The following is a 22,923-nucleotide window of genomic DNA, read 5'->3' on the forward strand; positions in this document are numbered from 1 at the left end:
TGAGAAGGCGGGCGACCGGTGGGCCGGACGCGTGCCGTCGATCTCGGCCGCGGCGAGGCCCGGCAGGACGCGGCCTCCGGGGATCTGACCTGGCCACTTTCGTCACACAGGGTACTCGCCGGGATCGTGGCGGAATCCGGTGCGCAGGATTCGGTCGCGGTGTCGTGTGACGTGTCATGCGAGGTGCGGGCGCGGGGCCGTGGGCGTCGGTGTGCTGCGGGTGCAGTGCTGTGCGGGGGACCGGCCGAGCCGCGCCGTGGAGGTGGACATGGCGCCTGAAGGAAGAGGGCCCCTCGGGTGCGGCTGATAGCGTCTTGGCTCAGGACCCGACGCGAAGGCTGACACGAATTCATGCTCGACAAGCGCTTCATCCGGGACAATCCCGACGCCGTTAAGGACGCCGTACGGCTCAAGGGTGTCGATCTCGACGTGGACGAGCTGCTTGCGCTCGACCAGGAGAACCGCAAACTGCAGTTCGAGGTCGACGAGGCACAGGCGCGCCGCAAGTCCTTCGCCAAGCAGTTCGCCAAGGCGGACGAGGCCCGTCGCGCCGAGCTGCGCGCGGAGCACGTCGAGTTCGACCGGCAGCTGCAGGACCTGCGTGAGCGGCTGGCCCAGACGAGCGCCCGGCTGTCCGAGCTGATGCTCCTCGCGCCGGGCATTCCCTGGGAGGGCGCACCGGTCGGGCCGGACGAGTCCGCGAACGTGGTCATCCGCACCGTCGGGACGCGTCCCGAGTTCGACTTCCCGCCGCTCGACCACACCGAGCTTGCGCAGATGCGGGGCTGGGCCGAGTTCGCCCGCGCCCGCAGGGTCGCCGGCGAGCGGGCGTACGCGCTGGTCGGTGACATGGTCATGCTGGAGCGGGCGGTGCATTCCTATGCGCTGGACCTGCTGCGCGAGCGGGACTTCACCCCGGTCGCGGTGCCCGCGCTGGTCAAGGAGGCACCGCTCGTCGGCACCGGCATGTTCCCCAAGGGCCGGGACGAGATCTACGAGATTCCCGCCGACGACGCGTTTCTCGCCGGCACGGCCGAGGTCGCCCTGGTGGGGCTGCATTCCGGGGAGATCCTCGACGCCGACCAGCTGCCGATCCGGTACGCCGGTATCTCGCCGTGCTTCCGCCGGGAGATCGGCAGCGCCAGCCGCGACGTTCGCGGGCTGCTGCGGGTCCACCAGTTCGAGAAGGTCGAGCAGTTCGTCCTGTGCGTGAACGACCCGGCCGAGTCCGCCCGCTGGCACGCCGAGCTCCTCGCCACCGCGGAGCACATCCTGACCGATCTCGGCCTGCACTACGAGGTCGTCGAATGCGCGACCGGCGACATGGGCCTGGGCAAGTTCCGCATGAACGACATCAACACCTGGTTTCCCACGCTTGACCGTTTCCGGGAGACCCACAGCTGTTCGACGCTGCATGACTGGCAGGCCCGGCGGGCGAACCTCCGTTACCGCGACTCCGGTGGGAACATCCACTTCGCGCATACGCTGAACAACACCGCGGTGGCGACACCCCGGCTGCTGGCCGCGATTCTGGAGAACTTCCAGACCGCCGACCAGCGGGTTCGCGTACCGGAGGTGCTGCGGCCTTACCTGGGCGGGCGCGACCTGCTCTGACCGGGCGCGCTGCCCTGGTCGAGCTCCCTGTTCTGACCGGGCATCCTGTTCCCACCGGATGCCCGGTCGCGCCGGGAGTACGCGGCCCGGACGAGACCGGGCGCCGCGACACCGAGGCGCCGGCCCAGCCCGACCGACACCCGCCGGTCGAGAATCTGGTAGTCGGCGCGTTCGATCTCGTCCAGGATTCCGCTGTAAAGCCGGAACGCGGTCGACACGCAGTCCCGGGACGTCGGGTGCAGCAGCCGGATGCCTGGGCGGGCGGAACGGAACAGCTCGCGCGCTCGGGCGATCTCGAACGCCAGCAGGCGGCGCACCGGGCCGTCGGCCACCCCGGCGGCGAGGTGATCCCAGGTCACCCCGAACAGGTCCAGTGAGCTCTGCGGCAGGTACACGCGCCCGCGCCGCAGGTCCTCACCGATGTCCCGGATGAAGTTCGCGAGCTGGAAGGCGACACCGAGGTCGCGGGCGTACGGTTCCGCCGCGGGGTTCACCGGCTCGAGAATGGGCAGCATCTGCAGACCGATGACCACCGCCGAGCCGTGGATGTAGACCATGAGGTCATCCCAGGTGGCGTAGCTGGTGATCGTCAGATCCATGGCCATGGAGGCCAGGAAGGTCTCGAAATAGCCGACCGGCAGATCGAACCGTCGAATCGTGTGCAGCACGGCGGGCAGCACCGTCGCCTCAGCATCCGCGGCCGCGGCCGTGGCCTCCGCAGTCTCGCCTTCGGCCGTTGCGCCGGTTTCCGCCGCCGAGACGTCGGCCCCGGAGGCCAGTGAGGCCAGCAGGGTGCTGCCCCATTGCCGCAGCCACTGGGCCTTCGCCTCGTCGGTCAGCGTGGAGTCGAGATCGTCGACGATCTCGTCGGCATAGCGTGCGAAGCCGTAGAGGGCGTGGACATGCGGCCGTTTCCACTTCGGCAGCAGGAGAGTGGCCAGGTAATAGGTGCGCCCGTGCGCCGCGTTGAGTTCCCGCGCCCGGCGGTAGGAGGCACGTAGCCGCTCATCAGTGACACCGGCGGCGTCCAGTTCGCCGCGCAGACCACCCACATCAGCCAGAGTAGTCGAAGTCGCCTGAGCAGCAGGTTCAGGGCAGCCGCGAGGAGAAGGCCAGGGAGAGTGCCGCCGCGGCCAGGCCGAGACCGAGAGAAAGCCCGATGAACCAGGACGTTATCTCACGGTATTCGGTGCGGTACCCGATGGAGCTGCCCAGGCCGCGGTAGACGGACTGCAGCTCGTCACCGGTGGTCGCCCGGTGGTAGGAGCCACCGGTCTGCTCGGCCAGCTCGCGCAGCGCGTCCTCGTTCACGGGGACGGGAATCTGCTGCCCGCCGACATCGAGGGTTCCGTCCGAGGTGCCGTAGGCGATGGTGTCGACCGGAACCTCGGCGTCCCGCGCGGCGGTGGCGGCCTGGGTGTTCGGCCGGCCGCGGGTCGTCTCGCCGTCGGAGAGCAGGACGATCGCGGCGGGCGGTGGTGGCTGGCCCTCGTCCGACATCCGCTCGCCGGCGGTGGTGATCGCCTGCAGTGAGGCGAAGATGCCCTCACCGACCGCGGTCGCGGGGCCGAGCTGCAGGCCGCGGATGCCGGACCGGACCGACTCGCGGTCGGTGGAGGCCGGGACCAGAACGGCCGCCGACCCGGCGAACGAGACCAGCCCGAGGTTGATGCGGGGCGGCAGCTGGTCGACGAACGCCTGGGCGCCCTGCTTCGCGGCTTCGAGGCGGGTTGGCTGGATGTCGGTGGCCGCCATCGAGTTCGACACGTCGATCGCCAGGATGATGGTGGCGCGCTCGCGGGGAACCCGCTCGGCCCGCGCCGGCCGCGCCAGCGAGATCACCAGCCCGGCCAGGGTGAGCAGCAGCAGTGCCGCCGGCACATGGCGGCGCCACCACTGCGGCCGACGCGGCAGCACGCTGGACAGCAGCGCCGTCGAGGACAGCCGCGCCGCGTAGACCCGCCGGCGCATCGACACCACGATGTACGCCGCTGCCAGCGCGGCCACCGCGACGAAGAGCCACAGCCAGTGGCCCGCGAGGAAGCTCACGCGCCCGCACCCACCGGTGGCCGCCGGGCCGCGCCACGGGTCACCCGCGACGCCGACACGTACCGGACGATGTCGACCAGCCAGTCCGAGTCCGTGCGCAGCACCAGGTGCCCGGCGCCCACCCGGCGCAGCGCCAGCGCCACCTGGGCACGGTGCTCGGCCGCGGCCCGGCTGTAGCGCTCGCGGACCCGCCGTGACGAGGTGGGCACCTCCAGCACCGCGCCGGTCTCCGCGTCCACGACGGAGAGCAGCCCGACGGATGGCAGGACCAGCTCGGCGGGGTCGAGGACCTCCACGGCGAGCAGCTGATGGCGTGCCGCGAGTGCCCGCATCGGCCGCTCCCAGCCCAGGTCGGTGGAGAGGAAGTCGCTGATGACCACGGCGAGGCCACGGCGGCGGCGCGGCCGGTCCATCGCGGCGACCGCCGCGGCGAGGTCGGTGGCCGCGGAATGGTCAGGCCGCCGCACGGGACGGTCGTGAGCCGCCTCGGGAACGGACAGGAGCGCCCGCAGCAGGGTCCGCAGCCCCTGCCGGCCCGGCCGGGCTGGAATCAGCTGCGGCCCGGTCGGGGTCAGGGCGAGGGCGCCCATCCGGTTGCCGGTGCGGGCGGTGAGGAAGCCGATCGCCGCCGTGGCCGCGATCGCCAGCTCCCGCTTGCGGATCGAGGTGGTGCCGAACTCCTGGCTGGCGGTGAGATCCACCAGCGCCCAGGTCTCCAGCTCCCGGTCGGCGACCAGGTCGTGCACATGCGGGACCGTCGTCCGCGCCGTCACGGCCCAGTCCATCCGCCGGACGTCGTCGCCGACGTGGTACTCGCGGCTTTCGGCCTTCTCCGTTCCCTGACCCGGCAGGAGACCGAGGTGGTCGCCGAGGAGCATGCCGTCCAGGCGGCGGTTGACGGCGAGTTCGAGGCCACGCAGCGTCCGCTCCACCGACGGCGAGGTCGCCGGTGGCTGGGAGATCACCCGCGGCGTGGTCGCGCCGGGCCGATCGGACCGTCTCACCGCGCCGGCCCGCCGTCGAAGTACTCGGGGAAGCCGGTCCGCGGATCGGTGTGCCAGCGCCCGGAATGGGTCGGCGGCGGTGAACGGTGCCCGTTGTGCAGGCCGTGCTCGGCCGCGTTCTGCTGGCGGGGGGCGATCTGGGGAGGCGGCAGCGCGCCGAGGATGCGCCGGGCGATCTCTTCGGCGGTGAGTCCTTCGGCAAGAGCCTCGTAGGAGAGCACCAGGCGGTGCGGCAGCACGTCGAGGGCCACCGCCGCGACGTCGTCGGGGACGACGTAGTCACGCCCGCGCAGCAGCGCCAGCGCCCGCGCGGCGGAGATGAGCCCGAGTGACGCGCGTGGTGAGGCTCCGTAGGCCAGGTGCCCGCCGAGCTCGGGCAGGTTGACCTCGGCCGGCGAACGGGTGGCGAGCACCAGGCGGACGGCGTACTCGGTGATCGCGTGGTGGACGAACACGTCGTCCGCACGGTTCTGCAGGCGGACGAGCGCGTCCGGGTCGAGGACGGTCTCCGCGGTGGGTGGACGCACCCCCATCCGCCGGACGATCTCCAGCTCCTCGGCCGCGTTCGGATAGGGAACCGTCACCTTCATGAGGAAACGGTCACGCTGCGCCTCCGGCAGTGGATACACGCCTTCGGACTCGATCGGGTTCTGTGTCGCGAGAACGAGGAAGGGCAGCGGCAGCGGATGGGTGACCCCGCCCAGGGATACCTGCCGTTCCGACATGACCTCCAACAACGCCGACTGGACCTTGGCCGGTGCACGGTTGATTTCGTCCGCGAGAACGAAGTTGGCGAACACCGGGCCGAGCTCTATATCGAACGTCTCCCGGCTGCCGCGGAAGATCCGCGTCCCGATGATGTCGGAGGGGACCAGATCGCTGGTGAACTGGATCCGCACGAAGGAGCCACCGACGACCGTCGCCAGCGTCTGCACTGCCAGCGTCTTCGCGACGCCGGGCACACCCTCCAGCAGGCAGTGCCCGCGGGCGAGCAGCGCGACCAGCATGCGCTCGACCATGTGGTCCTGACCGACGATGACCTTCTTGACCTCGAAGAGCGCCCGTTCCAGCAGCGCGGCGTCGGTGGCCACGTCATGGGCCGGCGGATCGGCGGGCGTCCGGGCCTCGACGTCGGATGCCGCCACGCCGGGATCGGTCGTCCACTCGTTCATGAGTCCATCCTCCCAGACAACGGACGGAATCGAGGGCCCGAGGACTCGGGACAGTGTGGTCGGAAGCCTCTTCTAAGGCGCTCTTCAGGAACTCCGTCATCTGATGGCGGCGGGCAATCCTGGTGAACACACGGCGGAATCACGGAATGTCGACCAGCGCTCGGGTGCGGTAACCGCGATCACGGCCGAGGACCCGCTCCGCCGCCAGTCGGCCTGAAATCAACACCATGGGCACCCCCACCCCGGGCCGGGTGCCGCTTCCGGTGAAGATCACGTTGTCGAGGCCGGGTGCCAGGTTGCCGGGCCGGAACGGCCCCGTCTGGGAGAACGTGTGCGCCGCGGCGAACGGAGCTCCCGCGGCCATGCCGCGGCTGCGCCAGTCCGCCGGGGTGGTGATCTGCTCCACCTCGACCGCCGAGCCGAAGTCGGCGTAGCCGGCGCGCTCGAGGACGGCGACGACCTCGTCGCGATAGCGCGGGCCGAGGACGGACCAGTCCAGCGGCGCGGTGAGGTTCGGGGTGGGGAACAGGACGTAGTAGCTGTGCGCGCCGGCCGGTGCCGCCGCGGGCTCGGTCACCGACGGCGTGCTCACCAGGAACGACGGGTCGCTCATCAGCTCGCCCCGACTGATGATCTCCTCGAAGGTGCGCCGCCAGGCCTGCCCGAAGTGGATCGTGTGATGCGTCGCCTCGGGGTGGGCGACCCGGGCGCCGGCGAGCAGCAGGAAGCAGGACGGCGAGAAGCGCAGCCGGCCCAGCCGGGCCGGCGCGACCGACGGGGGAAGCAGGTCACGGTAGGCGACCGGCAGATCGGGATTGAGGATCACCACGTCCGCCGGCACCCGCTCACCGTCGGCCGTGTGCACGGCCACCGCCCGCCCGCCACGCACCTCGACCCGGCTCACCTCGGACCCGTAGCGGAAGACCGCCCCGTGCCGCGCCGCCGCGTCCGCCATGGCCGAGGCCACGGCATGGGGGCCGCCGTCGACGTGGTAGACCCCGGCCACCGAGTCCATGTAGGAGATCACCGCGTAAAGCGCCAGCGCCCGGTGCGGATCGAGACCGGCGTACATCGCCTGGAAGGAGAACAGCCGTCGGGTCCGCGGGTCGCGCAGGTACCGCCCGACCACGGTGTCGAGGCGCCGGAAGCCACCGAGCGCGGCGACCCGGGCCAGGGACGGGCGCAGCAGCGCCAGCGGCGAGTCGACCTGGGCGTCGATGAAGTCCCGCATCTCGGCCCGGAACATCCGGGTGGCGAAGTCGGTGAAGCGGCGGAAGCCCGCGGCCTCCGCGGGCCCGCACAGGTCCCGCACCCCCTGTTCGGTGTCCTCCGGGTCGGCCCGGACGTCCAGGACGGAGCCGTCGGCGAACCGTGCCCGGTACATCGGGTCGAGCCGGCGCAGGGTCAGCCACTTCTCCAGGTTCTCGCCCACGGAGTCGAACGCGTCGGCGATCAGCTCCGGCATGGTCAGCACGGTCGGACCGGTGTCGAAGCGGTAGCCGCCCAGCCGCAACGATCCCGCCCGACCGCCGGGGGAGTCCTCCCGCTCGAGTACGGTCACCCGCCTGCCGGCACCGGTCAGCCGCAGCGCGGCCGACAGCCCACCCAACCCCGCCCCGACGATCACGACATGCTCCGCCGGTCCGGTCACTGTTCGCATGGGACGTCCTCTCCGCCGCGCCTCTGCCGCAGGTCCAGCGTTTCACCAGGACGGACGGCGGTGCGGGCGGGACCACCTCGGTGGGTTCCGGGCGGAGCCTGCCCTGAGACGACCGTGGCGGGGAATCGTCGTCTCGGCCCGTGCCGGTCCGCCGACCTGCTGATCTGCCGCCAGGTCGTGGCACCGCCGCAGGAGCCGCACATCTCACCACCCGCCGGGACGTCCGGCCCGGTCCGACCGGCTGGGAAACCGGTAGCGTTCGACCGTCCCGATCTGTGATCTGTGAACTGCGGGCTGTCTGTCCGGGTTCGCGGTTCGCGGCTCCCACGCCCGGAGGTGTCGTGTCCGATCTGGTGGTCGTTGCGCTCGGCATCATGCTGCTTCTGGTCGCCGGCAGCGCCTTCGTCCTGCTGCGCATGCCGCCGGAGCGGCTGGAGAGCACGGTCGACGGGGTGGCGGCCGTCGAGGCCCGGCTCGCCGCCGGCCGGGTGGAGATCGGTGAGTACGACCGTTCGAACGTCCGGGTCGAGATCCTCGCGCGCCGCCGGCCGGGTCGGACCCGGCCGGTGCTGACCCGTGCGGGCGACGTGCTGCGCCTGGACGGCACCTCCAGCGACGCGGTCGTCCGGCTGAAGCTGCCGCGAGGGACGAAGGGCCGGGCGGAGGTCAGATCCGGAGAGATCACGCTCTGGGGTTCCGCCGGCGACCTGCTTCTGGTCACCGAGAGCGGCGGGATCACCGGGCGGGAGCTCACCGGCGGCCGGATCAATGCCCGTAGCCGCACCGGCGACGTCAACCTGCACTTCGACGCGCCCCCGGACAACCTGTCCGCGGTGAGCGACGAGGGCATGGTGATCCTCGTCCTTCCCGACGGGGACTACGAGGTTGAGGTGGAGACCGGGAACCCGCAGCTGGCGTCGGTCGAGCTGCCCAACGTGCCCGCGGCCCGGCGGCGGGTGTTCGCGCGCAGTGTCGCCGGCAAGATCTGGATCAAGCGTGCCTCTGAGCAAGGGCCAGTCCGCATCTGAGCGGTCCGCATCTGAGCGGGGCGGAATCTGAGCGGGGCGGACCCGGTCCGGGTCTGCGTCACTGCGGGACTACGCTCGTATCTCATGACGGGGTTCCACGCATGACAGCAGTCGGGAACGCGGCGAGGACGACGGCCAGGACGGTGGCGGAGTGCCTGGCCTCGGGGCGGACGTCGTTCTCCTTCGAGTTCTTTCCGCCGAAGACGGCCGAGGGCGAGCGGCAGCTGTGGACGGCCCTGCGTGAGGTCGAGGCGCTGCAGCCGAGCTTCGTCTCCGTCACCTACGGCGCCGGTGGCTCGACGCGGGACGGAACCATTCGGGTCACCGAGCGGATCGCCACCGAGACCAACCTGACGCCGATCGGCCACCTCACCGCGGTGAACCACTCCGTGGCCGAGCTGCGGCAGGTCATCGGGGGCTATGCCGGTGCTGGTGTACGTAACGTTCTGGCGCTGCGCGGTGACCCTCCGGGTGATCCTCAGGCGGAGTGGGTACGTCATCCCGACGGTGTCGCGTATGCCGAGGATCTCGTCCGGCTGGTCCGTTCACTGGGGGACTTCTGCGTCGGCGTCGCGGCCTTCCCGGACAAACATCCCCGGTCTCCTGACCTGGAGACGGACGCGCGTTTTCTCGTCCAGAAACTGGACGCCGGCGCGGACTTCGCGATCACCCAGTTCTTCTTCGGCGCCGACGACTATTTCCGGCTGGTCGAGCGCGTTCGTCGGCTGGGTTGTGACGCACCGATTATTCCCGGTGTCATGCCGGTGACCAACGTTGCGCAGATCGTGCGTATGGCGCAGCTGTCCGGGGCTGAATTCCCGGCCGATCTTGCTGCCCGGCTGCAGGCCGTGGCCGATGATCCGGCCGCTGTTCGCGCCATCGGGATCGAGGTGGCCACCGAGCTCTCCGAACGGTTGCTGGCCGGCGGAGCACCGGGGATTCACTTCATCACGCTGAACCGCTCCGGTGCGACGCGGGAGATCTACCAGGCGCTCAACGGCTGAAATCCGGCCGACAGCGCAACGGCCGGAGGCCGGGCACCGGCCGGGCCCCGGCCCCCAGGCACTGGCGGCCGGGCGCGCCGGCCGCCCGGCACCTGGCTCCGCCTCACCCGCTGCCGGAGGCCCAATCCAGCCGAGCCTCGGGCCCGGGCCGGCGCGCGCGGTCCGGGCCGAAGCGGGCGCGGCAGCCGGGTCGGTCAGTGCAGCGGTACCGAGTTCCGGGCGTCGAGTCGGCCCAGTCGTCGGCTCAGTCCTGGTCCTCGTAGGCGTCAAAAACGCACAGTAGCCATTCGTCGCGGAACGTCTGCTCCCGTACGAGAGCGAATCCGGCGTGGTTCGCCGCGTCCACCACGGCGGTGACCAGACCGAGATCGAGAGTGTTGAACACCTGGGTGATTCGCACGGCGAGGACCACCTGGTCGCGATGGGCGCTGAAAGCGTGATCCGGGTCCAAATCCTCAATGGACTCGACGACACCGGTCGGCTGGTCGGATACCACGACGGAACTCTACGGCGCGGGCACGATGGATGACGTGCGTACCCGAGTTCCTGATCGAGAGACCTACCTGGTCGAATGGGCCGCGTTGCACGGTGGGTACGACCCCCGGACAGGCTCTGGGATGGTCCGTTTCTGGCTTGGGCTGACATATCTCCTGGCCAGGCCGCTGGCCGCGGCGGGCGTGGCGCCGGGAGCGGTGACGGCGGCGACGGTGGTCGCCGCCGCGCCGGTGATTCCCGCCGCATGGGCGGGGGCCCGTTGGGTGCTGGTCTGCCCGGTGGTTGTGATCCTCAGCGGGCTTCTGGACAACCTCGACGGTGCGGTTGCCATCCTGCGGCGAAGGGTGACGGCCTGGGGCTATCTGCTCGACTCGGCGACGGACCGGGTCTGCGACATCGGCTACCTGGTCGCGTTCTGGCTGGTCGGTGCGCCGGGCGAGCTGGTGGCCGCGGCGGGTGCCGCTGCCCTGATGCTCGAATATCTGCGCGCCCGTGCGGCCGGGGCCGGTCATGGCGAGATCGGTGTCGTCACGGTCGGGGAGCGTCCGACCAGGATCATTCTCGCGGCTGTCGGCCTGGCGGCGGCGGGGCTGCTGCCGGCGCACGCGGGAGCGGCCGCATCGGCGGGCGCCGCCGCGACTCTCGCGGTGTGCGCGGTCGGGCTGGTCCAGTACCTCCTGTCGGTGCACGGGGCGTTGACAGCCGCTGCCCCGGACGTGGCGGGGCCGAGCGCACCCGCGCCAGGTGAGACCGGCGGATGAGGCCTGCCGGCGGGGTGCGTCAGGCCGGTCCGACCAGATCGGTGACGATTTTCGCGGAGAGGGCGACGAGTGGCAGGCCCCCGCCGGGGTGGGCGGAGCCACCGACCAGGAACAGTCCCGGAACCGGGGACTGGTTGCGAGGCCGCAGGAAGGCCGACCGGGGTCCGTTGGAGGAGACACCGTAGATCGAGCCGCCCGGAGCACCCGTCCGGCGGGCCAGATCGGCCGGGGAGATCGTCTGGTACCAGCGCACCCGCGCGCGGACATCGAGGCCGCGGGCGGCGAGAACGTCGAGGATCCGGCGGGCGTAGGCGTCGACGAGGCCAGGTCGGTCCCAGTCCAGGCCAGCACGCACCTCCGCGTCACCGCCCGGGCTGCCCGAGCCACCCGAGGCCCTGTGTGGGCTGGCGTTGACCAGCACGAACCAGGCCTCGTCACCGGGCGGGGCGACGGCGGGGTCGTCCGGTGACGCTATGTAGATGGTGGGGTCCCACGGCAGCCTGCCACCGAAGACGGCGTCGAACTCGGCGTCGTAGTCGGCGGGGAACAGCACGTTGTGATGGGCCAGCCCGGGCGTCCGGCCCCGCAGCGCCAACAGCAGGACGAAGCCCGACAGCGAGGGCGCGAGCCGGCGCACCCGTCGGCGGCTGGCCGGATGCTCGACGAGCGGTCGGGTGCCCCGCCGCCCCGGATGTTCCGCGGACGGAGGCGCACCGTCGTAGAGACGCGTCGCGTCGACATCGGAGACGACGACGTCGGCCGGCAGCACGACACCGTCGGTGAGCCGGACGCCGTCCACCCGCCCGCCGGGGGTCAGCGAGATCCGCGCGACCGGGGTTCCGGTGCGGATCACCGCCCCACGCTCGGTCGCCCGCGCGGCGATCGCGTGCCCGAGCAGACGCAGCCCACCCGGGATGTACCAGCCGCCGAAGCGGCGCTCGACGTGCGGCACCGTGACCAGGGCCGCGGGAGCTCGCCGCGGATCCGATCCGGTGTAGGTCGCGTAGCGCTCCAGCATCATGCGCAGCCGTGGGTCGGTGAGGTGACGGCGACCGAGCCCGCGCAACGTGGACGCGGGCGCGACTGTCGCCAGCGCGCCCGGCCGGCGCACGGCCATCCAGGCCAGCGCCCGCAGGGACACCGGGCTGCGCAGGAACGGCTGCTCCGACACCTCCCAGACCCGCCGGGCCCGATCGTCCAGGCGGCGCCATTCGTCGCCGGCGCCGGGGGCGAGACGCGCGTCCAGAGCGGCGAGGAACGCGGCTTCGTCGGCGGGTGCGTCCAGCACGGTGCCGTCGGCGAAACGGTAGGAGGCGATCGGGTCCAGACGGCGCAGGGTGAGGACGTCGCCGAGCGGGCCGCCGGTGGCGGCGAACAGGTCCTCGAAGACCGCGGGCATGGTCAGCAGGGAGGGGCCGGTGTCGAATCCGTAGCCGTCGCGTTCGTACCAGCCGAGCTTGCCGCCGATCTGGTCGGCGGCCTCGCACACGGTGACCCGGTGGCCGGCGGCGGCCAGCCGGGCGGCTGCGGCGAGCCCGCCGACACCCGCTCCGACCACGACCACCGTTGCCACGTGGTCGACCCTATGCGCGGGCCCCGTCCCGTCTGTTCTGGTCGCTCTGTCCCTTGCGGTCAGGCCGCCGCCGGTCAAGGCCCGTCAAGGCCTGGTGAGGCCGGTCGAGGGCCCGGCCAGCGGGCGTCGGCCCGGCCAGGAGGCGTCCCTTCCAGTGGGCGGTGCCCCGCCAGCGCCGCCACCACGACAGCGCGGTGAGCTGGCCCAGCAGACCCACGGATACCGGGTGGGCCAGTGCGTCCGGCCAGCTGCGGCTGCCGGTGCGCCGGGCCGCGACGACCCGGCCCGCCACCCCGGCCAGATAGCCGGCCAGACCGAGCCGGGAGCCGCGCAGGGCGGCCACGGCCGGCACGACGAACAGCCAGCCCAGGCCGGCCAGCTGCCCCAGACTGGCGGCGGGGCTCCCGCCCGCCGCCCACAGCGATTTGGCGTAGCCGTCGCGCAGCGGCGCCCATCCGTCGTACATCCAGGTGGTCGCGAGATCGGTGCCGTCGGCCACCACCCCCCGCCCGCCGGAGCGCTTGACCGCGCGCAGCAGTGCCAGGTCGTCGAGGACCGCGCCACGCACGGCCGCATGCCCGCCGGCCCGGGCGTAGGCCGCCGCGTCCACGCACAGGAACTGGCCGTTGGCCGCGGTCAGCGACGGCCGCGCGGAGCGTTCCGCGGCGCGCAGTGGCAGCAACGCCAGCCACGACCACTGCAGAAGCGGCTGGACGAGCCGTTCGGGCACCGAGACGGCGACCTGGCGGGGGTAGGGCGAGACGAGGTCGAGCCCGGCGCCGCGCAGGAGGCCGACGGCGCGGGCCACCCCGTGCGGTGCCACCGTGACGTCCGCGTCGACGAAGACGATCACCGTGCCGGTGGCCTCGCGGGCGGCCCGGGCGCAGGCGTGCGGCTTTCCCAGCCAGCCTGGTCCCGGTTCGGGCCCGGTCAGGACCCGCAGGCGTGGGTCCTCGGCGGCCAGCTTGCGCACGATCGTGTCCGTCCCGTCGGACGACTGGTCGTCGTAGACGAGCACCTCGAGGTCGGCGACGTCCCGGGAGGCCAGCAGGGCTGTCAGGCAGGTGTGCACCCGGTCGGCCTCGTCCCGCACCGGCAGCACCACGCTGACGCGCTCCCGGACGGGGACACTGCCCGCCGGGCCGCGCAGCAGCCACGCGTTCACCGCCGTGTGGGCTGCGACGACCAGCGCGCCGACGGCGCCGGAACGTGCCACGGCCCGGGCCACCGCCCGCGGCGGGGAAGGCGTGATGTGGTGGTCTGCCTGTCGTCTCCTGGTCCGGCCTGTGCTCACGCATCGGAGCGTGCCAGGTTCCCGCCACGGGCGGCGCCACGGCGGCCTGGCAGCACGCCGAGCCCGAGGAGGACGCCCATCGCCACCCCGCCGACCAGGGCGACCCCGGGACGCCCGAAGAAGGCCAGGTTGGCCAGCACCGAGGAGAGGTAGGTCCAGCCCAGCAGCGTCATCGGCAACCGGTCGGAGCCTGTGCTGTTGGAGCCTGTGCTGTTGGAACCTGCGGGGCCGGCGGCTGTGTGGCTGGCGGCCGTGGGACCAGATGTGGAGCGGCTGGCGGTCGCGCGGTCGGGCAGCGCGGCGAGTGCGCCGGTGAGGACGGTTCCCACCAGCAACCATCCGGCGGCGTTGCTCACCGGGATGCCGTTGATCGCGGGACCGCCGGACGACCACGACCAGTAGCCTTCGGCCACCATCTGAGGGTCGAGGAAGAAGTCCCAGGCGGTGAGGGTGGCGCCGCCGACCAGCGCCGTCACGGCCCATCGCGTGCCGGCGCCTGCTCCGGCACGCAGGCGGGCGGCGCAACGGTGGCCGAGGGCCAGTGCCGGCAAGCCCATCATCGTCCACGCGAGCGGGACCACGACCGGGACTCCGACCAGCTTCGGGCCGAGCGCTCCGCCGTAGGTGTAGTCCCCGAACGGCCAGCCGGTGTGGACCCCGACCGACTCGGCGATCAGGCCGGTCGCGCTCGCCACGGACGCCGCTGCCACCGCCCGGCCGAGGCCCTGCGCGGCTGCGGCGGCGCCTACCGACGCGGTGCAGAAAGCCAACACGGAGAGCACGGTGACGGTTGCGCGTTGATCCCCTGACGTCAGGGGATAGCAGATCTGGAGCCCGATGGTCGCCGCTGCCGCCAGCCAGGGCAGCACGGTGCTCCCGCCCGGCCAGGCTGGGCGGGAGACGCCGGAACGCCACACCACCCCACGACGAAGCCTGGGGCCGGTGTGCTGTGGGCGGGTGTGCTGTGGGCCGGGACGGTGCGGGTCGGAGCCGGTTGGTGCCGACCGGCTCAAGGCACCTGGGCCGGTTGCCCGGTTGTGGTCTGCGCGGACGAGGTACGCACGGCCGGCCCGGACAGATCCTTACCGAGCACGGCGTACTCGGTGTAGCTGCCGGGAAAGCGGAAGTGCGACAGCAACGGCACGAAGCCCTCGCTGGCGTACAGGCGGCGGGCGCGACTGCCGGGCAGTTCGAGCGCGGACAGTGCCGCCGTGCGCTGCGGGACGTCGCGCAGCAGCTCCTGCAGCAGGTCACGGCCGATCCGGCGGCCCTGGTAGCCGGGCAGCACGTGAAGCTCGACCACCTCCATGCAGTCCGCGAGCCAACGGACGGCGTCGTCGGGCGGGAGTGCTGCGGCGACCACGTCGTGCCACCACTGGCCGACCTTGCCGGGCAGCCCGTAGGTCATGCCGACGACCTGGTCGTCCGGCGTGAGCGCGACGACGGCGCGCAGGTCACCGCGGTCGAAGTGGCGTCGGGCGTGGGTCGCGCGGTCCCGCGCGGCCCGCACCGGGTCGTCCTCGTGCTCGTCGAGAAAAGCCGCCTTGTAGACGCCGATGACGTCGTCAAGCCGAGCCCGCATCCGAGCCGGTGACCACCGCACGATCCGGACGTCGGTCACGAGCCTCGCCTCCTGTCGCACCGGGCCATCCGACGATAACGCGCCGCGGACGCTCGTTGCCCGTTGGCGGGGACCGGTCTGGCGAACAGTGCTATTACGACCCGCCATCAGCGGCGTCGGGTGTGCGCGGAGCATCCGCCCCATGCTCGTCTGTGTGCTCCCCGCGGCGCTCCGTCGCGTCATCGGTCACATGTGCCGTCGGCAGTCGTGCCGTCGCCCCGAGGCGGCCCGCGCAGGGGTCCGTGCCCCGGACCGTCCCGTGTGAGCCGAGCACGGCGAAACGGGCGAACAGCTCCTCCGCGTACCAGCGTTCCCGGGGAGTTCGTTGGACGACCGCCGCGTGGGCCCGCCCCTGGTAGGCGAAGGCGCGCAGGGCGGCGCTGTCCCGCCACACGCTGAAGGTGCCCTGGTAGCCGATCGGGGCCTCGCCGATACCGGCGGTGAACAGCAGCCCGTCGGCGTCGCGGAGCTCCGCCGCCACCGGCGGTACGGCGCGCCAGAAGAGCACGGCCCGCCGCGGCGCGAGCCGGGCCCGGGTGAGGGCCACCACAGGCGTGTCACGAGCCGGCGTGTCGCCTGCTGGTGCGTCGCCTGCCGGTGCGTCGCCTGCCGGCGTGGCCACCGGTGCGTCGTGGCGGTCGTGTACCGGTGGGCGACCCGAGCCGGCGCCGGGCTGTGGCCCGAACGGTGCCTGCCCTGACCACAGCCCTCGGGAGTGCAGCGGACGCAGGTCGACCCGCCAGCGCTCGTCGGCCAGCCGCGCCCAGGCGCGGATCGTGCTCGAACGCTCGAACGCCCGCGCCGCCGCGGGTGTGTCCCACACGGCCAGCAGAGCCCACCGGGACGGGTCGGCGTCGAGAGGGGTGAAACGGCGGCCGCCGCCGGTGCCCAGCAGCCTGCTGAAGGTCAGCCCGGACGCCTGCCGCAGCCGCGGACGGTCGAGGGCCATGCGGGCCGCCGCCTGAGCTGCCCGGCGCCTCGGGACATGCCAGAGGTCGAAGGTGACGAACATGCAGGCCTTCACCGCCTCCATCGATCTGTCGGTCGCCTCGCCCCGCCGCCTGGCCCGATGGTGTGCCGCGCCGGCGGTTGACGTTCTGTTGGGCCACTACTATATTCGAACGTGTGTTCGACGTCCGAATGGGTGGGCGGGCTGACGTCCGAGAGGCCGGTACCTGAGAGGTGATCCCCATGGGCGCGGTTCGAAGGAACACCGTCGACGGGTGCGCGGCGGTTGGTGGCGAGCACGACGGTGGCCGGGGCGGCGGGGAACCTGACGGCCGGAGCCCGGTGGGTGGTGGCGCACCGGTGAGCGGGCCTGGTGGTGTCGACCGGCCAGGCTCATCCGGTGCCGCGGTGGCTTCTCGCGGGGGCGCGCCGACCGCGCCCGGGCAGGTGCCCGGGCGGCCCGCTGGTCGAACCATGCTCCCCGCCGCGGGGTTGCCGCGGCGTTCCCGGGACGAGCTTCTCGCCTCGGCGCGGCGTGGGCTGGCCGAGGCGGCCTTCGCGCGTCGGCCCGGCGAGCGTTACGCGCTGGCGCATCTGGCCGCGCTGCGGGTCGCCGCCGCTGTTCTCGCCGCCCGGGCCCAGCCCCGTCCGGGGCATCGGGGCCGTCCGGCGAGTGCCTGGCAGCTGCTGGCGGTGGTGGCTCCGGAGCTCCAGGAGTGGGCGGCGTTCTTCGCCGAAGGCGCCGGCCGGCGCGCGGCGGCCGAGGCCGGGCTCGCCGTCGTGACGGCCAGGGATGCCGATGATCTTGTTCGTCAGGTGGAGATCTTCCTCGGGATCGTCGAGGCGGCGCTGGGCGTGCCCTCCCAGCCGTCGTTGACGCAGGCCGAATCCTCCGAGGGGTGGACGTGGCGCTGAGTGCGCTTCAGCAGATCGTGGCCCACCCGGCGGCGGCGCGGGCCGGTGTGGCGCGGGCCGGCGCGGGCGGTGAGCGGCTTCTCCCGGTGCTGCCGGCGTTGGCCCGGGTGCTGCCCGCGGGCGGTCTGCGGCGCGGCACGACGGTCAGCGTCAGCGGGTCGTCCTCGTTGTTGTTGACGTTGTTGGCCGAGCCCTCCCAGGCGGGTGCCTGGTGCGGGGTGGTGGGGCACCGGTCACTGGGGATGCTGGCCGCCATCGAGGCGGGAGTCGTACCGGAGCGGCTGGCCGTGGTGGCGGATCCCGGGCCGCGGTGGCCGGTGGTCGTCGCGGCCCTGCTCGACGCAATGGACATCGTGGTCCTGCGGCCACCCCGGGGCGGGAACGGTTCTGACGCCCGCAGGCTCGCGGCCCGAGCCCGGGAACGGGGCGCCCTGTTGCTGGTCGCGGGCGACTGGGAGGCGGCAGACCTGCGGCTGTCGGTGGTCGCCCGGCGCTGGAGTGGGTTGGGGCAGGGCCATGGGCATCTACGTGGCCACAGCGCCCTGGTCCGGGTGGAGGGCCGGGGGGCGGCCAGCCGGCCCCGGCAGGTGTGGTTGGCGGGGCCGGGGCATCTGGTCGGGCCGGCCCTGCCGGGCATGCCCGCGGAACTGGCGGAGACGGTGACGGTGCTGCCGATGGCCGCCGGGGCGGGATGAGGCCCGTGTCGACTCGGATGCTCGCGGTGCACATCCCGGACTGGCCCGCCGTCGCGGCCGGCCGGCGGCCGGGTGAGGCGGTGGCTGTCCTCGCCGCCAACCAGGTTCACAGCGCCGGTCCGGCGGCCCAGGCCCGCGGGGTGCACCCGGGGCTGCGGCGGCGGGAGGCACAGGCGCGCTGCCCTGACCTGATCCTCGTGCCCGCCGATCCGGACCGGGACGCCCGGACCTTCGAACCGGTCGTGGCGACTGTCGAAGGCGTGGTGCCCGGAGCGGAGGTGGTGCGGCCCGGCGACTGCCTGGTCCGTTCCCGAGGCGCCGCCCGCTACTTCGGCGGCGACGGTGTGGCGGCCGCCCAGGTGCGGGGCGCGGTCGAGGCGTGCCTTGAAAGCGCGGATCTTCAGGCGGTCGTCCGGGTCGGTGTCGCCGACGGTCCGTTCGCCGCGCTGGCGGCCGCCCGTCTGGGTCGGATCGTCCCTCCCGGCGGTACTCCGGGCTTCCTCGCCCCGCTGCCCGTGGAGCTGCTCGACCGGCCGGAGCTGGTCGACGTCCTGCGTCGGCTCGGCCTGGCCACGCTCGGCGCCTTCGCGGGGCTGCCCGCGGCCGACGTGCTGGCGCGGTTCGGTCCGGATGGCGCTGTGGCGCACCGGCTTGCCCGCGGGGAGGACGAGCGGCCACTCGCACCCCGTGAGCGACCGGTCGACCTGAGCGTGTCCGTGGAGTTCGAGGCGCCGGCGGAGCGGGTGGAGCAGGCTGCCTTCGCCGCACGCCGGCTCGCCGAGCAGGCCCAGGAGCGGCTGCGTGACAGCGGCCTCGCCTGCACGCGGATCGTCATCGAGGCGGAGACGGAGCACGGGGAACGGCGGCAGCGGGTCTGGCGGCATGACGGGCCGCTGTCCGTCGCCGGCATCACCGACCGGGTCCGCTGGCAGCTCGACGGATGGCTGACCGGCACCGCACAGGAACCGGGCCCCACCGGGCGGCCGACATCCGGGCTGGTGCTCGTGCGGGTCACCCCGGAAGGGCTGCTGCCGGGGGATGGTCGTCAGCTCGGGCTCTGGGGCGAGCCCGGGGCCGCGTCCGGCCGGGTGGATCGGGCTCTGACCCGCGTCCAGGGGTTGCTCGGTCCGGGCGCGGTCACCATCCCCGTGGTCGAGGGCGGGCGTGATCCGGCCCGGCGGGTGCGGCTGGTTCCCTGGGGAGAGCCCCGGGAGCCTGCGGAGCTACGGGAACCTGGCGAGTCCCGGGAACCGGCGAAGCCGCGGGAACCGGCGGGCTCGCGGGAACCGGCGAAGGCCGGCCGGCCTCGCGGCCACGGTGGAGGCCCGCGCATCCATGGTGGGCGCCCGGGCGGCTGCGGCCGGGCCCGTGGAGAGGGGGCTCCGCCCTGGCCGGGAGCAGTTCCCGCGCCCGCGCCGGCCACGGTGCACGACGAACCGCTGCCCGCGCTCGTCCTCGACGAGGGCGGAGAACCCGTCGGAGTCAGCGGGCGCTGCACGGTGACGGCCAGCCCGGCCTGGCTGTCGGTCGACGGAGCCGCACCCACCCGGATCACGGGCTGGGCGGGCCCATGGCCGGTGGACGAGCGCTGGTGGGATCCGGCCGTCGGTCGGCGCCGTGCCCGCTTCCAGCTGGTGGCGGCGGACGGGTCAGCGTCCCTGCTCTTCGTGGAGATCGGCCGCTGGTGGTTGGAGGCCACCTATGACTGAGAGGCTGGTTGAGAAGCTGACTGCGAAACCCCAGGTGCCGGTGGTGCCCTACGCGGAGCTGCACTGCCATTCGGCGTTCAGCTTCCTGGATGGCGCCAGCCAGCCCGAGGATCTGGTCGCGGAGGCCGTCCGGCTCGGCCTGTCAGCCCTCGCGCTGACCGATCACAACGGGATGTACGGCACCGTCCGGTTCGCGGAGGCGGCGGCGACCGCGGGGCTGCCCACCGTGTTCGGCACGGAGGTCTCGTTCGGATCCCCGGCCCCCCGCGACGGGGCGGCGGATCCGGACGCGACCCACCTCGTCATCCTCGCCCGGGACGCGGAGGGGTACCGCCGGCTGTCCCGGGCGGTGTCCGACGCGCATCTGGCCGGCGGGGAGAAGGGAATCATGATCGCGGAGGTGGAGGCCTTCGCGGCGGCCAGCGGAGGGCACTGGCAGATCCTCACCGGCTGCCGCAAGGGCGCTGTCCCGCGTGCGCTGGCCGCGGGAGAACCGGCTGTGGAACACGAGCGGGGGATGGCCGTGGCCGAGCGGGGGGTGGACGCGGCCCGCCGTGCCCTCGACGAGCTCGTCGGTCTGTTCGGCCGGGAGAACGTGGCCGTCGAGCTGTGGGACCGCGCCGCCCCGCTCGACTCGGCCCGCAACGACGCCCTCGCCGAGCTCGCGCGGGACGCCGGGCTGCCGGTCGTCGCCACCGGCAACGTCCACTTCGCCACGCCGGCGTCGGCGCGGCTGGCCGCGACCATGGCGGCCGTGCGGGCCCGGCGGTCCCTGGACGAGATGGACGGCTGGCTGCCCGCGGCCGGCACGGCTCACCTGCGGTCCGGCCCGGAGATGGCCGCCCGGTTCGGGCGCTATCCGGGGGCGGTCGATGCCGCGGCCCGGATCGGCGCGGAATGCGCGTTCGGTCTCGATCTGGTCGCGCCGCGGCTGCCGGACTTCCCCGTTCCCCCCGGGCATGACGAGGCGAGCTGGCTGCGGCTGCTGACCATGCAGGGCGCCGTCCGCCGCTACGGCCCCGCGCAGGCCGAGCGGGTCGCGGGGGCCTACGACCAGCTTGTCCACGAGCTCAAGGTGATCGAGCAGCTGGGTTTTCCGGGTTATTTTCTGATTGTCCATGATATCGTCGAGTTCTGCCGGAGAAGCGATATTCTCTGTCAGGGGCGCGGCTCGGCGGCGAACTCGGCGGTCTGTTACGCGCTTGGCATCACCAATGTGGATGCGGTTTCCTTCGGCCTGCTGTTCGAGCGATTTCTCGCGCCTGAGCGGGACGGCCCTCCGGATATCGATATCGATATCGAGTCGGGGCGCCGGGAAGAGGTCATCCAGTACGTCTACGGGCGCTATGGCCGGGACCGGGCCGCGCAGGTCGCGAATGTGATCACCTATCGGCCGCGGTCCGCGGTGCGTGATGTCGCCCGCGCACTGGGTTTCTCGCCCGGCCAGCAGGACGCCTGGTCACGGCAGATCGACCGGGGGATGCCACGCCCCGCCCATCCCGCCGACCGGCCCGACACCAGGGCCGATGCCGATGGTGGCGCCGGTGCCGGCATCGAGGCACCCGACTCGTCGGCGGGGATTCCGGCCGAGGTGCTTGATCTGGCGGGCCAGCTTCTCGGGTTCCCCCGCCATCTGGGGATCCATTCCGGCGGGATGGTCATCTGTGATCGTCCGGTCGCGGAGGTGGTCCCGGTCGAGTGGGCCCGCATGCCGGGGCGCACGGTGGTGCAGTGGGACAAGGACGACTGCGCCGCGGCCGGGCTGGTCAAGTTCGACCTGCTGGGCCTGGGCATGCTGTCGATGCTGCACGGTGTCTTCGACCTCATCCGCACGCATCACGGCCGGCAGCTCGATCTCGGTTCGATACCGCCGGAGGATCCAGCGGTCTACGACATGCTGTGCGCGGCCGACTCCGTCGGGGTCTTCCAGGTGGAGAGCCGTGCGCAGATGTCGACCCTGCCCCGGCTGCGCCCGCGGCGGTTCTACGACCTGGTCGTCGAGGTCGCCCTCATCCGGCCGGGGCCCATCCAGGGCGGCTCGGTGCATCCGTACATCCGACGTCGCAACGGAGCGGAGGAGGTGGTCTACCCGCATCCGCTGCTGCGCCGTTCCCTGGAGAAGACGCTCGGGGTGCCCCTGTTCCAGGAGCAGCTCATGCAGATGGCGATCGACGTGGCCGGGTTCACCCCCGCCGAGGCCGACCAGCTCCGGCGGGCCATGGGGGCCAAACGCGCCACGGAGCGCATCGACCGGCTGCGGACCCGTTTCTACGCGGGAATGGCGGTGAACGGTATCACCGGGGCGGTGGCGGACGATCTGTACGCCAAACTCGCGGCCTTCGCGGACTTCGGTTTCCCGGAGAGTCATTCGGTGAGTTTCGCGTTCCTCGTCTATGCCAGCTCCTGGGTGAAACTGTATTACCCGGCGGCTTTCTGCGCCGCGTTGCTCAACGCGCAGCCGATGGGTTTCTACTCGCCGCAGAGCCTGGTCGCCGACGCACGTCGGCATGGTGTCGTCGTGCACGGGCCGGATCTCAACGCGTCCGAGGCGGGGGTGACCCTGGTCGGCTCGCCTGCGGCGCTGCGGCTCGGTCTGGCCGGGGTCCGGCGGCTGGGCGACGCGCTGGCCGAACGCATCGTCGCCGAACGCCGCGCGTGCGGTCCCTACCAGGACATGAGCGATCTGGTGCGCCGGGTGGGGCTGCGGAGCGAGCAGATCGAGGCCCTCGCGACGGCCGGGGCGTTCGGTTGTTTCGGGCTGGCCCGGCGGGAGGCGTTGTGGGCGGCCGGGGCGGTTGCCCAGGCTCGTCCGGGCCGGCTCGACGGCATGGTGTTCGGCGCGGACGTGTCGGCCGTCGCCGCCGCGCTGCCGGGGATGACCACAACGGAGACCGTGGTCGCCGACCTGTGGGCGACCGGGATAACCCCGGGCTGCTATCCCACCGAGCTTGTCCGCGGCCGGCTGGACGAGCTGGGAGTCGTGGTCGCCCGGCGGCTGCGGGATCTCGGCGGGGGCCGGCGGGTGCTCGTGGCCGGGGTGGTGACGCACCGGCAGCGTCCGCGGACCGCGGGGGGCGTGACCTTCCTGAGCCTGGAGGACGAGACCGGCCTGGTGAACATCATCTGTTCTCGTGGGGTGTGGGCCAGGCACCGGTCGGTGGCCCGGTCGGCACCGGCCCTGATCGTGCGGGGCCGGCTGGAGAGCGCGCAGGGTGTGGTGAACGTGATCGCCGAGAGCCTGCGGCCGCTGCCACTGGCCGTGGGCCGGCGGTCCAGGGACTTCCGATGACGGCGCGGCTCCGGCCGGCACAGCCCTTGCATACAGTCACAGACTCAGTCACCATCAGTTACTTTCGCGGGTGGGGTGATTACCGAGAGTGG

At 72.7% G+C, this 22,923-nt stretch carries 19 protein-coding genes; 8 read left to right on the plus strand and 11 right to left on the minus strand.

Annotated elements, in window-relative coordinates:
• The first annotated feature begins 351 nt into the window (after window positions 1–351).
• On the plus strand, window positions 352–1,614 hold the full coding sequence (gene serS, locus ACG83_RS09595) for a serine--tRNA ligase (protein WP_054565797.1): 1,263 nt from the start codon (window positions 352–354) through the stop codon (window positions 1,612–1,614).
• On the opposite strand, the gene ACG83_RS09600 is transcribed toward serS, so the two are convergent.
• From ACG83_RS09600 to crtI, 5 genes are all read right to left on the minus strand, one after another.
• Entirely contained in the window at window positions 1,587–2,666 is a 1,080-nt protein-coding gene (locus ACG83_RS09600; protein ID WP_054565798.1) for a phytoene/squalene synthase family protein, read from the minus strand. The two genes, serS and ACG83_RS09600, sit on opposite strands and share 28 nt — an antisense overlap.
• A gap of 37 nt (window positions 2,667–2,703) precedes the next feature.
• A complete protein-coding gene (locus ACG83_RS09605; protein WP_006540903.1) occupies window positions 2,704–3,663 on the minus strand; it encodes a VWA domain-containing protein in 960 nt (319 codons plus the stop codon).
• Window positions 3,660–4,667 (minus strand): DUF58 domain-containing protein, encoded by a 1,008-nt coding sequence (locus ACG83_RS09610; protein WP_083473119.1) that lies wholly within the window; start codon window positions 4,665–4,667, stop codon window positions 3,660–3,662. The genes ACG83_RS09605 and ACG83_RS09610 overlap by 4 nt, the downstream gene beginning before the upstream one ends.
• On the minus strand, window positions 4,664–5,839 hold the full coding sequence (locus ACG83_RS09615; RefSeq protein WP_054565800.1) for a MoxR family ATPase: 1,176 nt from the start codon (window positions 5,837–5,839) through the stop codon (window positions 4,664–4,666). The genes ACG83_RS09610 and ACG83_RS09615 overlap by 4 nt, the downstream gene beginning before the upstream one ends.
• A 139-nt stretch (window positions 5,840–5,978) precedes the next feature.
• Window positions 5,979–7,499, minus strand: a complete 1,521-nt coding sequence (gene crtI / locus ACG83_RS09620; protein ID WP_054565801.1) for a phytoene desaturase family protein — start codon at window positions 7,497–7,499, stop codon at window positions 5,979–5,981.
• 341 nt (window positions 7,500–7,840) lie between these two features.
• Between crtI and ACG83_RS09625 the strand changes: the two genes are divergently transcribed.
• Together ACG83_RS09625 and metF are read left to right on the plus strand one after the other, a co-directional pair.
• The gene (locus ACG83_RS09625) at window positions 7,841–8,527 is read left to right on the plus strand and encodes a hypothetical protein (protein ID WP_083473120.1); all 687 of its coding nucleotides are present in this window, start codon (window positions 7,841–7,843) and stop codon (window positions 8,525–8,527) included.
• Between the two features lie 101 nt (window positions 8,528–8,628).
• Window positions 8,629–9,531, plus strand: a complete 903-nt coding sequence (gene metF / locus ACG83_RS09630) for a methylenetetrahydrofolate reductase [NAD(P)H] (protein ID WP_054565802.1) — start codon at window positions 8,629–8,631, stop codon at window positions 9,529–9,531.
• 244 nt (window positions 9,532–9,775) lie between these two features.
• Here metF and ACG83_RS09635 read toward each other — a convergent pair whose 3' ends face one another.
• A complete protein-coding gene (locus tag ACG83_RS09635; protein ID WP_006540910.1) occupies window positions 9,776–10,027 on the minus strand; it encodes a hypothetical protein in 252 nt (83 codons plus the stop codon).
• Between ACG83_RS09635 and ACG83_RS09640 the strand changes: the two genes are divergently transcribed.
• A complete protein-coding gene (locus tag ACG83_RS09640) occupies window positions 9,990–10,787 on the plus strand; it encodes a CDP-alcohol phosphatidyltransferase family protein (protein ID WP_054565803.1) in 798 nt (265 codons plus the stop codon). The two genes, ACG83_RS09635 and ACG83_RS09640, sit on opposite strands and share 38 nt — an antisense overlap.
• A gap of 19 nt (window positions 10,788–10,806) precedes the next feature.
• Here the strand turns inward: ACG83_RS09640 and ACG83_RS09645 are convergent, their stop codons facing one another.
• From ACG83_RS09645 to ACG83_RS09665, 5 genes are all read right to left on the minus strand, one after another.
• Window positions 10,807–12,360: an NAD(P)/FAD-dependent oxidoreductase gene (locus tag ACG83_RS09645; RefSeq protein WP_054565804.1), complete on the minus strand. Its 1,554-nt coding sequence runs from the start codon at window positions 12,358–12,360 to the stop codon at window positions 10,807–10,809.
• Window positions 12,361–12,370: 10 nt separating this feature from the next.
• Window positions 12,371–13,576: a glycosyltransferase family 2 protein gene (locus ACG83_RS09650; RefSeq protein WP_235497814.1), complete on the minus strand. Its 1,206-nt coding sequence runs from the start codon at window positions 13,574–13,576 to the stop codon at window positions 12,371–12,373.
• A 74-nt stretch (window positions 13,577–13,650) separates the two neighbouring features.
• Window positions 13,651–14,523: a carotenoid biosynthesis protein gene (locus ACG83_RS09655; RefSeq protein WP_054565805.1), complete on the minus strand. Its 873-nt coding sequence runs from the start codon at window positions 14,521–14,523 to the stop codon at window positions 13,651–13,653.
• 140 nt (window positions 14,524–14,663) lie between these two features.
• Window positions 14,664–15,275, minus strand: coding sequence for a GNAT family N-acetyltransferase (locus ACG83_RS09660; RefSeq protein ID WP_083473122.1), 612 nt, complete (start codon window positions 15,273–15,275; stop codon window positions 14,664–14,666).
• Window positions 15,276–15,369: 94 nt separating this feature from the next.
• A complete protein-coding gene (locus tag ACG83_RS09665) occupies window positions 15,370–16,308 on the minus strand; it encodes a hypothetical protein (RefSeq protein WP_054565806.1) in 939 nt (312 codons plus the stop codon).
• A gap of 158 nt (window positions 16,309–16,466) precedes the next feature.
• On the opposite strand from ACG83_RS09665, the gene ACG83_RS09670 reads away from it, so the two are divergent.
• Genes ACG83_RS09670 through ACG83_RS09685 form a run of 4 tightly spaced genes read left to right on the plus strand, consistent with a single transcriptional unit; the run spans window position 16,467 to window position 22,831 of the window.
• Window positions 16,467–17,138: an SAV_6107 family HEPN domain-containing protein gene (locus ACG83_RS09670; protein WP_235497815.1), complete on the plus strand. Its 672-nt coding sequence runs from the start codon at window positions 16,467–16,469 to the stop codon at window positions 17,136–17,138.
• The gene (locus ACG83_RS09675) at window positions 17,129–17,833 is read left to right on the plus strand and encodes a hypothetical protein (protein WP_054566533.1); all 705 of its coding nucleotides are present in this window, start codon (window positions 17,129–17,131) and stop codon (window positions 17,831–17,833) included. Before ACG83_RS09670 ends, ACG83_RS09675 begins: the two co-directional genes overlap by 10 nt.
• A complete protein-coding gene (locus ACG83_RS09680) occupies window positions 17,830–19,542 on the plus strand; it encodes a DNA polymerase Y family protein (RefSeq protein WP_054565808.1) in 1,713 nt (570 codons plus the stop codon). Before ACG83_RS09675 ends, ACG83_RS09680 begins: the two co-directional genes overlap by 4 nt.
• Window positions 19,535–22,831: an error-prone DNA polymerase gene (locus ACG83_RS09685; protein ID WP_054565809.1), complete on the plus strand. Its 3,297-nt coding sequence runs from the start codon at window positions 19,535–19,537 to the stop codon at window positions 22,829–22,831. The genes ACG83_RS09680 and ACG83_RS09685 overlap by 8 nt, the downstream gene beginning before the upstream one ends.
• Window positions 22,832–22,923 lie beyond the last annotated feature (92 nt).

It is taken from the genome of Frankia sp. R43 (genome assembly GCF_001306465.1).
Lineage (GTDB): Bacteria > Actinomycetota > Actinomycetes > Frankiales > Frankiaceae > Parafrankia > Parafrankia irregularis.

Coding starts and splice junctions, on each gene's coding strand:
- crtI (WP_054565801.1), bottom strand. CDS start 7,499: ATGCGAACAGTGACCGGACCGGCGGAGCATGTCGTGATCGTCGGGGCG.
- ACG83_RS09615 (WP_054565800.1), bottom strand. CDS start 5,839: ATGAACGAGTGGACGACCGATCCCGGCGTGGCGGCATCCGACGTCGAG.
- metF (WP_054565802.1), top strand. CDS start 8,629: ATGACAGCAGTCGGGAACGCGGCGAGGACGACGGCCAGGACGGTGGCG.
- ACG83_RS09680 (WP_054565808.1), top strand. CDS start 17,830: ATGAGGCCCGTGTCGACTCGGATGCTCGCGGTGCACATCCCGGACTGG.
- ACG83_RS09640 (WP_054565803.1), top strand. CDS start 9,990: ATGGACTCGACGACACCGGTCGGCTGGTCGGATACCACGACGGAACTC.
- ACG83_RS09685 (WP_054565809.1), top strand. CDS start 19,535: ATGACTGAGAGGCTGGTTGAGAAGCTGACTGCGAAACCCCAGGTGCCG.
- ACG83_RS09665 (WP_054565806.1), bottom strand. CDS start 16,308: ATGGAGGCGGTGAAGGCCTGCATGTTCGTCACCTTCGACCTCTGGCAT.
- serS (WP_054565797.1), top strand. CDS start 352: ATGCTCGACAAGCGCTTCATCCGGGACAATCCCGACGCCGTTAAGGAC.
- ACG83_RS09670 (WP_235497815.1), top strand. CDS start 16,467: ATGGGCGCGGTTCGAAGGAACACCGTCGACGGGTGCGCGGCGGTTGGT.